Raw genomic sequence first — 12,299 nt, forward strand, 5'->3', positions numbered from 1 at the left:
TGTTCTTGAGTCGCAGGCCGCCGGCGAAGGGGAACCCAAACGGCGATCTTAGACGCGGCGGCTGCGTGAAAGCGTACAACAGAATGCCGCGCCCCGGAAGAATCGGGGCGCGGGCGGTGTTACTGCTGCTTGTAGAGGTTCAGCGGAACCGGGATGAACTTGTCGACGCTCTGGCCGTCCGCGAGCTTCTTCGCGGTCTGCACGCCGTACTGGCCGATCAGTTCCGGCTGCTGCTGCACGGTCGCGGCCATCTGGCCGGCCTTGACGGCGGCGATCGCGTCGTCGGTGGCGTCGAAGCCCACCACGGCCACGTTCTTCAGGCCCGCAGCCTGCAGCGCCTTGACTGCGCCCAGCGCCATTTCGTCGTTCTGCGCGAACACGCCCTGGATGTCCTTGTTGCCCTGGATGATGTTTTCCATCACCGAAAGGCCCTTGGCGCGGTCGAAGTCGGCCGGCTGCTTCGTGGCGATCTTCACGCCGCCCTTGGCCGCGATTTCGTCGTCGAAGCCTGCGCCGCGCTCGTTGGCCGCCGACGAACCCGGAATGCCCTGCAGTTCGACGATATTGCCCTTGCCGCCGAGCTTCTCTGCCAGGAAGTCGGCTGCCATCTTGCCGCCGGCCTTGTTATCCGAGGCGATATGCGAGCTGACTTCCGCGCCGTTCACGCTGCGGTCCAGCGAAATCACCTTGATGCCCTTGCTGGTGGCTTCCTTGACGACGTTCGCCACCGCCGACGAATCGGTCGGGTTGATCAGGATGACGTTGACCTTCTTTTCGATCAGGTCTTCGACGCTGGCTTGCTGCTTCGCCGGGTCGTTCTGCGCATCGACGGTGATGAGCGTCACGCCGTCTTTCTGCGCTTCGTCTTCCGCGCCTTTCTTGAGCGAAACGAAGAACGGGTTGTTCAGCGTCGAGATCGACAGACCGACGGTCAGCGCGCCCGATGCCGGAGCGGCGGCCGATGCGCCGCTTGCGCCCGCATCCGACGAGCTGCTGCCCGGACCTTCCTTCGAGCAGGCCGCAAGGCCCAGAACCAGCGAACCGGCGACGAGTGCCGAGAAAAGTTTCGAGAGCGACGGCTGGAACGGCTTGTGCATAGTCTTCCTCCTCGTTTTAATGTGTGGAGTGTGAATTGAAAAATGCTAAGGATTACTACTGGATTCGGTTCGACGCATCGCGCGAAAACGACGCGCGATGCGAGGGCAATACAGGGTCAAGCTGGAATGCGATGATGCGGTTACAGCAGAATTACGACTTCTTGTTGCCGCGGTCGATCAGCACGGCGAGCAGAATCACGCCGCCCTTGATGACCTGCTGATAGAACGACGAGACATCGAGCAGATTCAGGCCGTTATTGAGCACGCCAATCAGCAGCGCGCCCACCAGCGTGCCGAAGATCCAGCCGCGGCCGCCCGTGAGGCTCGTGCCGCCCAGCACCACGGCGGCGATCGCGTCGAGCTCGTAGCCCGTGCCCGCCGTCGGTTGCGCCGAGTTCAGACGCGAGGTCAGCACCACGCCCGCAAGCGCCGACATCACGCCCGAAATCGTATAGACCCACAGTTGAATGCGATCGACCTTCACGCCCGAGAGCTTCGCCGATTCCGCATTGCCGCCCGTCGCGTAGATATGGCGGCCAAACACGGTCTTGCGCAGCAGCACCCAGAACAGGCCGAACATCACCAGCATCAGCACGACGGGAATCGGCACGAGGCGCGCCACATAACCGCCGCCGAGCAGCGAGAAAAAGTCGCTGCTGAAGCTGCTGATCGGGCTGCCGTTCGAGACGACCAGCGCGAGGCCGCGCAGCACGGTCATCGACCCGAGCGTGGCGATAAACGGCGCGACCTTGCCCTTGCTGATGACGATGCCGTTGGCCAGGCCCATCAGGCCGCCGGCCGCGAGGCCCGCGATGGTCGCGACCATCGCGTTCGTGCCCGAGCTGAGCAGCGTGGCGATGATGACGGAAGACAGCGCCAGCACCGAACCCGCCGAAAGATCGATACCGCCGAGCAGGATCACGAGCGTCATGCCAAAGGCAATCAGCGCGTTGATGGACGCCTGGCGCATCACGTTGAGCAGGTTGTCGAGCGTGAGGAAATTGGGACTCACGATCGACAGCGCCACCGCAATGATGAGCAATGCGATGAAGGGGCCGAGCTTTTGCAGCGTCGCCCGGCTGCTGGGGGTCATGGTCAGTTGCGACATGGAATGTCTCGCTTGGTTGCCTGGAATGAGGTGTGAGCGCGCGGCGCGGCGTAGCCTGATGGGTTCAGGCTGCTGCCGTTTCGGCCGTCGTCGCTGCCTGAGCGCCGGCTGCGGCGGTCATGATCTGTTCCTGGGTGGCCGTGGCCGCTTCGAAGAGTCCGGCCTGGCGGCCCTGATGCATCACGAGAATGCGGTCGCTCATCGCCAGCACTTCGGGCAGTTCGGACGACACCATCACGATCGCCACGCCCTGCTCCGCGAGCTGGTTGATGATCGTGTAGATTTCGGCCTTGCCGCCCACGTCCACGCCGCGCGTCGGTTCGTCGAGCAGCAGCACCTTCGGCGGCTTCGCCAGCCACTTGGCGAACACGACCTTCTGCTGGTTGCCGCCCGAAAGCGACTTCACGTCGAGTTCCGCGTCGCGCGTACGCACGCGCAACTGCTTGATGAGGCCGTCGACCGCACTGCGCTCGGCCTTGTCGTTCACGAAGCCCAGCTTCGCGTAGCGGTCCAGATGCACGAGCGTGGCGTTCTCGCGCACGGACATGCCCAGCACCAGGCCCTGGCGCTTGCGGTCTTCCGTGACGAAGCCGATGCCCGCCGCAATCGCGCTCGACGCATCGCGCACTTCGAGCGGCTGGCCATCGAGCGTGACCGTGCCCGCGGTCTTGCGGTTCGCGCCGAACAGCGTGCGCAGAATCTCGCTGCGTCCTGCGCCCATCAAACCCGCAATGCCGAGCACTTCACCGGCGCGCACGTCGAACGTGATACCGGCGACGTGGCCTTCATCGGCGAGATCTTTGACGCGCATACGCACGTCGCCGGGCGTGTGGCTGCGCTTCGGGAAACGCTCGCCCAGTTCGCGCCCGACCATCAGCCGGACGATTTCATCGAAATTCGTGTCGGGAATCGCGCGCTCGCCGACGAACTGGCCATCGCGCAGCACGCTGATCTTGTCGCAGATGCGGAAGATTTCTTCCATGCGGTGCGAGACGTAGACGATCGCCACGCCGCTCGCCTTGAGCGACTGCATGATCTCGAACAGCGTGTCGATTTCGCGGTTCGTGAGCGCTGCCGTGGGCTCGTCCATCACCAGCACCTGCGCGTTCAGCGACAGCGCCTTGGCGATTTCCACGAGTTGCTGCTGGCCGATCGACAGATGACCGGCCTCGGTCTGCGGGTCGATGCGCTGCGCGCCGACCTTGTCGAGCCACTTGCGCGCTTCGCGGCGCATGGTCGCGGTATCGACCATGCCGAAGCGATGCGGCTCGCGGCCGAGAAACAGGTTCTCCATCACCGTCAGTTGCGGGATGAGATTGAGTTCCTGGTGGATGATGGCGATGCCCGCGCGTTCGGCATCGACGGTGCTGCGGATCGTCACCGCGCGCCCGTCGATCAGGATCTGGCCTGCGTCGGCCTGATAGACGCCGCTGAGAATTTTCATCAGCGTCGATTTGCCGGCGCCGTTCTCGCCCATCAGCGCGTGGATCTCGCCCGCCCCGATATGAAAATCGACGCCTTCGAGCACACGCACCGGGCCGAACGCCTTGCCGATGCCCTGCATCATCACTTGCATCCTGGACCTCTTAAAAGATCACGCCCGAATGCAGGATCACATTCGCGTAAGGGCTGCACTCGCCGGTGCGGATCACCGCTTTTGCCTCGCGGCAGCGGCGCTTGAATTCCTCGTGCGGGACTTCTTCGATGGCGATCTGCGCTGCGGCCAGCTCGCGGCTCCTGGCGACCACGGCGGCGTTATGCGTCTGCGCTTCGCTCGCGAACACGGCGCGCTCGGCCTTGAAATCGGCGAGGAGGCTGTCGAGCACGTCGAAGAAACCGGGCACGCCCAGCGTGAGCGACACGTCGATACATTCGACGCCCGCCGGGATCGGCAGACCGCAATCGGCGATCACGATGCTGTCGGTATGGCCCATGCCGGCCAGCACGCGCGCGATGTCGCGGTTCAGATGTCCTTGTTTTTTCATTGCACTTTCTATTGCTTCAAACGGCGGCGTCAAACCGCGGCTTCAAACTGCGGATAACCGCGATTTACGATTGCTGGGCCAGAAACTGTTCGAGTTCGGCGAGCGTGGGCATGCCGCCCTGCGCGCCCGGGCGCGTTACGGACAGCGCGCCGGCTGCATTCGCGCGCAGCACGGCGGCTTCGATGCCCAGATGCCAGAACGCCGCCATCGCGCCATTGAAGGTATCGCCCGCGCCGGTCGAATCGACGGCCTCGACCGTAAAACCCGGTTGATGCACGAGCGTGCCGTCGGCCTGGGTGAAATACGCGCCTTCCTTGCCATGCGTCATCGCGATGCGGCCGGGCATGCGCGCGAGCACTTCGGCCCACCAGCCGGCCGGCGTCTGCAGCGCCGTGGCGAGTTCGTGTTCGTTCGGCGTCAGAAGCGTGGTGAGCGAAACCAGTTCGTCGCTCAGCGCAACGGCGGGCGCGGGATTCAGGAAGGACGGCTTGCCGTGTTCGCGGGCGCGGCGCGCGGCGTGCAGCACGGTGTCGAGCGGCACTTCGAGTTGCGCGAGGATCACGTCGGCGTTGGCGAACGCGTCGCTCGCACGGTCGATGTCTTCCGGCGACAGTTCGTTGTTCGCGCCTGGCACGACGATGATGGCGTTGTCGCCGCCCGAGAGCGTGATCGACGCCACGCCGGTCGCTTCCTTGCCGGTGCGGATGTGGCTCACATCGATGCCTTCGCGCGCAAGCGTCGCTTTCATCGCGGCGCCGAATGCGTCGTCGCCCACGCAGCCGACCATCGTGACATCGGCGCCCAGACGCGCGGCGGCCACCGCCTGGTTCGCGCCCTTGCCGCCGGGAAAGGTCGCGAAACGCGAGCCGAACAGCGTTTCGCCAAGCCGCGGAAACGTGTCGGTCGTGACGACCATGTCCATATTGATGCTGCCCACCACTACGACGCGTGCCATGGCACTTCCTCCACCGCGTGCGATCCGCTTTGCCGACCGACTGTTGTCGATCACTTCGCAGACCGTGATTTTTTACTGTGCTAAAACGTACTCAGCTTGGGAGCGCATTTATACCAGAGTCCTCACCGACGGGAAATAGCTCCCAGGGTATTACCCGATACATCAGAACAAATAGGGCAGCGTGCAGAAATAGCCTTAAAAACTAATGGTCGCGGTAACACTATCCGTGTAAGTCCCCGGCTGGGGCGTGCTTTGCGCGGGAACCACGCCATACATCGTAAAAGAGGCCGTGTTGCCGGAACCGGTTCCAGTGACTGCGCTCGTTCCATTGCTGCCATCGCCCCAGGGTGTCGCGTGCTGCGCATCCGAATAGATCTGATAGCCGACTGTCGCGCTGCCGCCCGACAACACCATCGTGCGCGCGTTCACCGCATTGCTCGATCCGCCGTTCAGGCTGATCTTGAACGCGTCGCCGCTGGTGCATTGCGCGGTGATCGTGCCGGTCGCCGACAACGCGCTGCTCAACACGCCGGCCGCCGGAAACACGATATTGCTCGCGCTGATATTGCAGTTGTTGGTGACCGTGGCGCTCGCCGTGAAGGCCAGCGACCCGCCGCTCGTGGTCAGCGACGAACAGCCCGGCGGCCCGAGAATCCCCAGCAGGTAATAACCGTACATCAACGACGTTTCGGCGCCGCTGAAGCTGTGCGAATAGACCGTGTCGCCATTGTTCGCCGTGGGCACGGTGGGCTGATTCGCGGCGATCTGACCGTAGTACGTTATCGAGGCCGTGGTACTGGTGCCGAGCAACGGCTGCTGCAAGGTCACCGAGATCGGCGTGGTCGCCGCGCCCGTCGAGCCCCACGAAATCGAATGCGCCTGATCGCTGTAGAGATCGTATTGCATCGTCGCCGTGCCGCCGGTCTGCGTGAGCACGCGCGGCTGCGTGGCGTTGAGGTTCAGGCACACGAGCGCGGTCGGCGCGAGCGACACCACGGTCCAGTTGCAGGTCACGTTGATCGTGCCGGAACCGTTCACGGCCGCGCGCGTGATCGGGCTCACCGTGCCGAAGCTGATCGACGACACCGTCGCCGTGCAGGTCTGCGCGTGCGCGCGGCCCGGCATCAGCGTGGCGAGCACGCACAGCAGCACACTGGCACACAGCATGACGAGGCGATGGCGGGAACGGCTCATGGTGAATCTCCAGAAACGGTTTGGCAGGTGAGCGGGCCGTAGGTCGGCAGCGAGCCGTCGGTCGGCCGCACGTAGCGGAACGAAGCCGCGCAATGGATCGCGCCCTTGCCGCTCGTCGCGCTCACGCTCAGGTGGTTATCGGCCTGCAGGTTTTCGATGAAGGTCAGGCCGTCGTAGCCGACGATCGTGTCCGAGCCGCTTTCTTCGTGATGCACGCGCGCGCCCGGCGGCATCAACGCGCCGTCGGGTCCGCGCAGGATCACGGAAGCCGCGCGATACTGCGTGACCTTGAAGCTCGCGAGCACGCCCGATTGCGACTTCGGCACGACATTCGCGCGCGTCGTGGCGATACGCGCTTCGGCGGGCAAGCCCATGCTGTCCACGCTGATGAGGTTGTTCTGATAGGCGTTGAGGTCGGGCACCAGCAGGTGGCCACGCGAATCCGTGGTGCCGATCACGCGGTTTTCGTGCAGCACGGGCACGCCCGCGATGCCGTCGGTGGAAACCAGCGCGAAGCCATCGTCGATACGCCGCGCGGGCAGCGCCGACCCGTCCATCACAACCAGCGCGCCGGTGACGTCGAGCGATCCGGCCATATGTCCATCGAGCGCCTGACCGAGCGCCGTGACCTGCCCGTAGCGCCCGAGATACTGCACCTGGCCCTGCTGATAGTGCGAGGCGTTGTTGCCGCCGTCCTGCACCATCCAGCCCCAGCCGCCGTCGTAGTCGGGCGCGCGCGACGCGTTGACGTTCCAGGTGCCCTGCCCGTTCTGACGCCCGCCGCTGGCGTTGATCGACGCGTTATTGCCCAGCCCCATGCTGGCGCTGAGAAACACGCCCGACGAGCCACGCGACGCAAAATCGCGATACGCCGACACGCTCAGCGAAACCAGATTTCGCAAACTGACCGTATAGGATACCGAACCAATATGCGACGCCACCACATCGGGATACCGATAACCGATGTAGCTCAGCGCGATCGTCTGCGCGCCCGGCAGCGGCACGCTCACGGTGGCACGATCGGTCGCCAGCGGCACAGGCGAACCATCGCGCGCGGCCAGATCGCCGTAATGACGCGTCGCGCGCAACGTGCTCAATTCGACTGAAAACGCCTGCGTGATCAGTTGATACCCCAAGCCGACCTGTGCGCCCGAAAGATGCCCGGTCGACGCCGCCAGCGATCCGTTGATCACACCCAGTTGGCCGATGCGCACCAGCGCGCCCGCGCCGGCATCGTAGAGACCGCCGGTGACTTCGGCGTGCGCTTCGACCGTCAGGCGGTCGCTGATGCCGTGCCGCATCGATGCGCTCGCAACCGGATGCGGATCGTAGTTGAACGACTCCACGCCGTAATCGCGGCGCAGAAAACCCGCCTCGACGGAATAGCTCGACAGCCCCGCCGCCAGCAGACGCGTATCGATATAAAGCGGCACCGTGGTCGTCACCGCGCGCCCGAGCGGATCGCGCGTGATGACCGTCGCCTCGCCCGCGCCCGTGATGCCCGGCACGTTGCTGATGACGAACGGACCGCCCGGCACCGAGCCGGAAAACTGCCGGACGTTGTTCACATAGAGATCGACCGACGACGGCACCACAGCCGAACCGGAAAGCGACGGCACCGGAAACGTCACCAGATCCGGGCGCAGTGCGAAATTGCTGCGCCACTGGAAGCCGCCAATCCGCAGCGAACGGCTCCAGTCCAGCGACGAGGAAATCGTGTCGCCCACCTGCGCGGTCGTGAGCGTGGTCGCATTCGAGGTCTGCCACGAAGTATCGAAACGCACGTAGCGATGCATATCGCGGTAGAGATACGCGGTGCCGGTATTGCTGAACACGCCATACGGATCGAAGTAGCGCTCTTCGGACCATAGCGCCGCCTGCGTGTCGCCGGCATTTTCCACATAGGCGTCGTAGTTCAGCACGAGGCCGCGCGAGGCGCTGGCCTGCGGGGCTTTTTCGAGCGCGCGCGTGTCGAACACATAGGCTTTGCGCAAGGCATCGGGCGCTTCGATGGCGATCGACTGGGTGGTCTCGTCGTAGTGGTAATGCAGGCCCGGCAGACTGTCGAGCGCGATATCGCTGGCGCCGGCTTTGCCCAGCGCGCCGCTACGCGTTTCGAGCGGCATGTCGGGTACGCGCAGGCCGATGGTGTCGAGATCGGCGGGATCGGCATAGAGCCGTCCATCGCGTTGTCGGAAATGCGCGATCAGCGCGGTGCGGTCGCCATTGAGCGTGACTTCGAGATAGAGGTCGCTTTGCGCCGGCAACGCTCGCGCACGCGCGGCGCCCGCGAGCGTGGCGTTCGGTTCGGCGGGCGGATTGAGCACGGCTTCGGGCAACACGCCCGATGAAACTGCCGGGCCCTGCGCCCGCGCGCACGTTTGCGCGGCGAAGAACAGCACGGCAGCGAGCGAGATCGCCTTCAATGGATGAGCCTTCTCTCGCTTGAAGCGCCGCGTCAATTGATTCGCAATCCTTGTCGAAGGAAACAAGCCGATGGAAACCGCATCGCAGGCGGCGGAAGAGGCTCAAACCCTGTTTGCACAGCCAGCCGGGCAGACGCACGCGCGCGCAGACGCGCTTCCCGCGGCGCGCACAGGCGCAGGCGAAACCGCCATTCACGGCAGGAACAGAGCAGCCTAATGGCTCAGCACGGCCGCCTCGGTCTGCTGCGCGTTGACTGCGGCGCGGACCTTGAGCGGACCGTTGAGGTCGGCGGATGTGGGCAGCGCGAGCGGAAACTCGCGCATCGAACCGGCCAGCGCATAACCGAGCAGGCCACGGTTGATCGGGAACGCATGCCCCGCGCCATCGACGATCTCGACGCCCGCGATCTGCGCGCGTCGCCCGCCCGTGTTCGCGACTTCGAGCAACCAGCCCGCCTCGCCATGGCGCAGACGCCACGCTAGATTGGGCTGACGCGCCGGACCGCTGCCCGGATCGATAAAAACCGGCACCGAGTAGCGCAGCCGGATCGCCACGCCACTGGACGGCGTCGCGTCAGGCTCGGGCAGTTCGTCGATCAAGATGCGATAGCTCTGCTCGACGCTGCTCGCGCCCGGCACCGTGCGCACGAGCCGCACGAGTTGCTCGGCACCCGCGCCGATTTCGATCAGCGGCGGGCTCGCGACCACGTCCTGGGTGGGCGTGAGCGCATCTTCACCGCCCGCCTGGCTCCAGCGATAGACGCGGACCTGGCCGTAAATCGGCTTGCTGCCCGAATTGCGCAGCGTGAGGCCCGAGGCGTTGGCGTCGGCGGCCAGATCGACCATCACGGGCGAAATCTGCAGGGTGGCGGCCTGCGCGCTGCCCAGACACGCGGCCACGGCAGCGCCGGCAAGCGCAAGGTTCAGGAGACGATGGAGCACGCGCATGGTGTGCCCCGCGACTAGAAGTAGACCGTCGCGGTGACGGTCGTTTGATAGGTGTCCGGACGCGGCGTGGTCTGGACCGGAATCTGGCCGTAGACGTTGATCGACTGCACGCTGCCCGAGCCCGTGCCGCCAACGGTATTGGTGCCCTGCGTATTGCCCCAGACCGTCGTGTGGCCCGAATCCTGATAGAGCTGGAAGCCCACCGTGGTCGAGGTATTGCCGCTGGCCGTGCCGGCCATCAGGCGGCTCGTCACGGTCGAACCGCTCACCGTGCCGGCGTCGAGCCCGACGTTGTACGGCGTGGTGTTGGTGCAATCGACGGCCACCGTGGTCTGCTGGTTCAGCGCCGTCGTCAGCACGCCGTTGGTGCCGAAGGCCAGCGGATTCGCACTGATCGTGCAGTTGGCCTGCAGCGTCAGGGAAACGAGGAACGTCGCCGTGGCGGTGCCGTTCGAATAGGTCGCGGCATCCGCAGTTGCCGCGATGGGGCCGCCGATCAGCGCGACCGTGATGACGCTCGTCAGGAGTTTCTGTTTCATTGCTTCGGCCCTCTCTCAGGCATCCGCGTCGTTCTGGCGACGCGTTATGTATTCAAACTTCCCCGTCTCTTGTCGCGGTGGTCCGCGAATCCCGTCCGGTTTGCAACGCATCATTTCGCAATCACAACGATTTCTGACGCATCTACCCGGGTTTACGGCGTATGCAATTTTTTCCTGAAGGAAAACGCACGACTTCTTAACCAGGCAGTTACCCTGCGACATTTATGCGAATCTGGTTTCACCGTCTTTTAGTGAATTCTAGGCAGATATCTTCGACTCATTACCGCGATAAGACGTGCTTTATACGGGCACTTCGCGCAATCGCTTCGTAGTCCACGCAATCGATTTTTATCGACGTCATGCGGCACGCATGTTCGGAGCCGCGCGGCCATTCGCTGAGCGCGCAATGAGTCCCTGAAATGCTGACGAAATCAGCAAGATTTACTGTGCGGGAAAGCCCTGCAGCGCGCAAACGTGTGCGTTGAAATGCGCGGTAATTCGATCGCGCGCGGCGATGGCGATTCCATTAAAAAAATGCGCTCACGGGAAAATCGATGCGCCGGTAATCAACCATCGCAGACGGCATTTGAAACCCGCCGAAACATGTCGCGCCTGCCCCGGGACAACGCGCCCCTCGGCAAAAACGCGCAAAGTGGCCTAAACTGGCGCCCTCGCACTTCGCGGCGGTCCAAACGCTGCCGCTTAACCCGGTTTTCAGGTATCACAGACATGTTTTCGCTTTCCGACGCCCTGCCCGCAGAAAAATCCGCCCTCTACGCGACGCTCGCCGCCCAGGCGCGCTCGCTGATCGAAGGCGAAACCGATGCGATCGCCAACGCGGCCAACTTCTCGTCGCTGGTGTACAACTCGCTCGAAGGGCTCAACTGGGCCGGCTTCTACTTCTTCGACGGCAAGGAACTGGTGGTCGGTCCGTTCCAGGGCAAGCCCGCCTGCGTGCGCATTCCGCTGAGCAAGGGCGTGTGCGGCACGGCAGCGCAGACGCGCGAAATCCAGCTGGTGCCCGACGTCCACGCCTTCCCGGGCCACATCGCCTGCGATTCGGCGTCGCAATCGGAAATCGTCGTGCCGCTGGTCGCGGCTGACGGCTCGCTGATCGGCGTGTGGGACGTGGACAGCCCGCTGCTCGCGCGCTTCGACGACGAAGACGCCAAAGGCATGGCCGAGCTGTGCCGCGTGTTCGTCGAGTTCGGCTGGAAGAAGACTGCGTAAGAGCAGCCTGCGTCAGCGATAGAACGCCGAAGGCGCGACGCCAAAATGCCGCCGGAACATGGCGGCAAACGCGCTCTGGCTCGTGTAGCCGTGATCGAGCGCAACCGCCACGATCTTCTCCCCGTGTGCGAGGCGCTCCAGCGCGAGGAAAAGCCGCGCGTGCTGCCGCCAGCGCCCGAGCGTCATGCCGGTCTCGCGCTGGAATGCGCGATGCAAGGTGCGCTCGGCCATACCGAGCAGCGCGGCCCACTGCGCCACTTCATGCGCCGCCTCGGGCGCGGCCACGATGGCATCGCATAAGCGCCGCAGGCGCGCATCGGCGGGCCAAGGCAGATACAGCGGCAAGCGCGGAATCACCGCGAGTTCCGCCAGCAACAAACGCATCAGCAGGTCATGGCGGCTTCCCGCCGCATAGTCGAGCGGCACATCGACGGCCGCGAGAATCAGCTCGCGCAACAGCGGCGGCACATCCACGACACAACTGCCTCGCGGCAAGCCCTCGGCCGCGCCCGGCTCGATGAATACGGTACGCATGCGCACGTTGCCGCTCATGCGTACCGTGTGCTCCAGTCCCGCATCCAGCCAGACCGCGCGCGTGGGCGGCACGACCCAGCGACCTGCCTGCGCCTCGATCAGCATCACGCCTTCGATCGCATAGAGCAGTTGCGCACGCCGATGCCGATGCGTGGCGATAAACGCACCGTGCGGATAATCGGCGGCCATGGCCGCAACCGGCATCGGCGTGTCTTCGAACGGAACGTGGACGTCTGCGGGCGGAGTGGCGATTGTCACGATAGTCGTTGGCGGGCTTGCGGAA

11 protein-coding genes are annotated in these 12,299 nt (G+C 64.5%); 1 reads left to right on the forward strand and 10 read right to left on the reverse strand.

Going from position 1 to position 12,299, the window contains the following annotated elements:
• Positions 1-119: 119 nt before the first annotated feature.
• The 9 genes from rbsB to G3N59_RS26255 all read right to left on the reverse strand — a co-directional run bounded on the left by rbsB (position 120) and on the right by G3N59_RS26255 (position 10,252).
• Entirely contained in the window at positions 120-1,097 is a 978-nt protein-coding gene (gene rbsB, locus G3N59_RS26215) for a ribose ABC transporter substrate-binding protein RbsB (protein WP_205985724.1), read from the reverse strand.
• 151 nt (positions 1,098-1,248) lie between these two features.
• The gene (rbsC, locus tag G3N59_RS26220) at positions 1,249-2,205 is read right to left on the reverse strand and encodes a ribose ABC transporter permease (protein WP_205985725.1); all 957 of its coding nucleotides are present in this window, start codon (positions 2,203-2,205) and stop codon (positions 1,249-1,251) included.
• A gap of 64 nt (positions 2,206-2,269) precedes the next feature.
• Complete coding sequence (locus G3N59_RS26225; protein ID WP_205985726.1) at positions 2,270-3,781, reverse strand: sugar ABC transporter ATP-binding protein; 1,512 nt, start codon at positions 3,779-3,781, stop codon at positions 2,270-2,272.
• 10 nt (positions 3,782-3,791) lie between these two features.
• Positions 3,792-4,190: a D-ribose pyranase gene (gene rbsD, locus G3N59_RS26230; protein ID WP_205985727.1), complete on the reverse strand. Its 399-nt coding sequence runs from the start codon at positions 4,188-4,190 to the stop codon at positions 3,792-3,794.
• Positions 4,191-4,254: 64 nt separating this feature from the next.
• Positions 4,255-5,145 carry a ribokinase gene (rbsK, locus tag G3N59_RS26235; RefSeq protein ID WP_205985728.1) on the reverse strand — a complete coding sequence of 297 codons (891 nt, stop codon included), beginning with the start codon at positions 5,143-5,145 and terminating at the stop codon, positions 4,255-4,257.
• A gap of 195 nt (positions 5,146-5,340) precedes the next feature.
• Entirely contained in the window at positions 5,341-6,339 is a 999-nt protein-coding gene (locus G3N59_RS26240) for a spore coat U domain-containing protein (protein ID WP_241024127.1), read from the reverse strand.
• Complete coding sequence (locus G3N59_RS26245) at positions 6,336-8,606, reverse strand: fimbria/pilus outer membrane usher protein (protein WP_241024159.1); 2,271 nt, start codon at positions 8,604-8,606, stop codon at positions 6,336-6,338. The genes G3N59_RS26240 and G3N59_RS26245 overlap by 4 nt, the downstream gene beginning before the upstream one ends.
• A gap of 372 nt (positions 8,607-8,978) precedes the next feature.
• The gene (locus G3N59_RS26250) at positions 8,979-9,707 is read right to left on the reverse strand and encodes a fimbria/pilus periplasmic chaperone (protein WP_346777936.1); all 729 of its coding nucleotides are present in this window, start codon (positions 9,705-9,707) and stop codon (positions 8,979-8,981) included.
• Positions 9,708-9,727: 20 nt separating this feature from the next.
• The gene (locus G3N59_RS26255; protein WP_205985730.1) at positions 9,728-10,252 is read right to left on the reverse strand and encodes a spore coat U domain-containing protein; all 525 of its coding nucleotides are present in this window, start codon (positions 10,250-10,252) and stop codon (positions 9,728-9,730) included.
• A 729-nt stretch (positions 10,253-10,981) separates the two neighbouring features.
• Between G3N59_RS26255 and G3N59_RS26260 the strand changes: the two genes are divergently transcribed.
• Positions 10,982-11,482 (forward strand): GAF domain-containing protein, encoded by a 501-nt coding sequence (locus G3N59_RS26260; protein WP_205985731.1) that lies wholly within the window; start codon positions 10,982-10,984, stop codon positions 11,480-11,482.
• 12 nt (positions 11,483-11,494) lie between these two features.
• Here the strand turns inward: G3N59_RS26260 and G3N59_RS26265 are convergent, their stop codons facing one another.
• Complete coding sequence (locus tag G3N59_RS26265) at positions 11,495-12,220, reverse strand: helix-turn-helix transcriptional regulator (RefSeq protein WP_205985755.1); 726 nt, start codon at positions 12,218-12,220, stop codon at positions 11,495-11,497.
• Between the last annotated feature and the right edge of the window lie 79 nt (positions 12,221-12,299).

The sequence above is a fragment of the Paraburkholderia sp. Ac-20340 genome, from assembly GCF_017104965.1.
Lineage (GTDB): Bacteria > Pseudomonadota > Gammaproteobacteria > Burkholderiales > Burkholderiaceae > Paraburkholderia.

What these genes read in the sequence shown, in the direction of transcription:
- rbsB (WP_205985724.1), bottom strand. Translation starts at nt 1,097, where the DNA reads ATGCACAAGCCGTTCCAGCCGTCGCTCTCGAAACTTTTCTCGGCACTC.
- rbsC (WP_205985725.1), bottom strand. Translation starts at nt 2,205, where the DNA reads ATGTCGCAACTGACCATGACCCCCAGCAGCCGGGCGACGCTGCAAAAG.
- G3N59_RS26225 (WP_205985726.1), bottom strand. Translation starts at nt 3,781, where the DNA reads ATGCAAGTGATGATGCAGGGCATCGGCAAGGCGTTCGGCCCGGTGCGT.
- rbsK (WP_205985728.1), bottom strand. Translation starts at nt 5,145, where the DNA reads ATGGCACGCGTCGTAGTGGTGGGCAGCATCAATATGGACATGGTCGTC.
- rbsD (WP_205985727.1), bottom strand. Translation starts at nt 4,190, where the DNA reads ATGAAAAAACAAGGACATCTGAACCGCGACATCGCGCGCGTGCTGGCC.
- G3N59_RS26265 (WP_205985755.1), bottom strand. Translation starts at nt 12,220, where the DNA reads ATGCCGGTTGCGGCCATGGCCGCCGATTATCCGCACGGTGCGTTTATC.
- G3N59_RS26255 (WP_205985730.1), bottom strand. Translation starts at nt 10,252, where the DNA reads ATGAAACAGAAACTCCTGACGAGCGTCATCACGGTCGCGCTGATCGGC.
- G3N59_RS26240 (WP_241024127.1), bottom strand. Translation starts at nt 6,339, where the DNA reads ATGAGCCGTTCCCGCCATCGCCTCGTCATGCTGTGTGCCAGTGTGCTG.
- G3N59_RS26260 (WP_205985731.1), top strand. Translation starts at nt 10,982, where the DNA reads ATGTTTTCGCTTTCCGACGCCCTGCCCGCAGAAAAATCCGCCCTCTAC.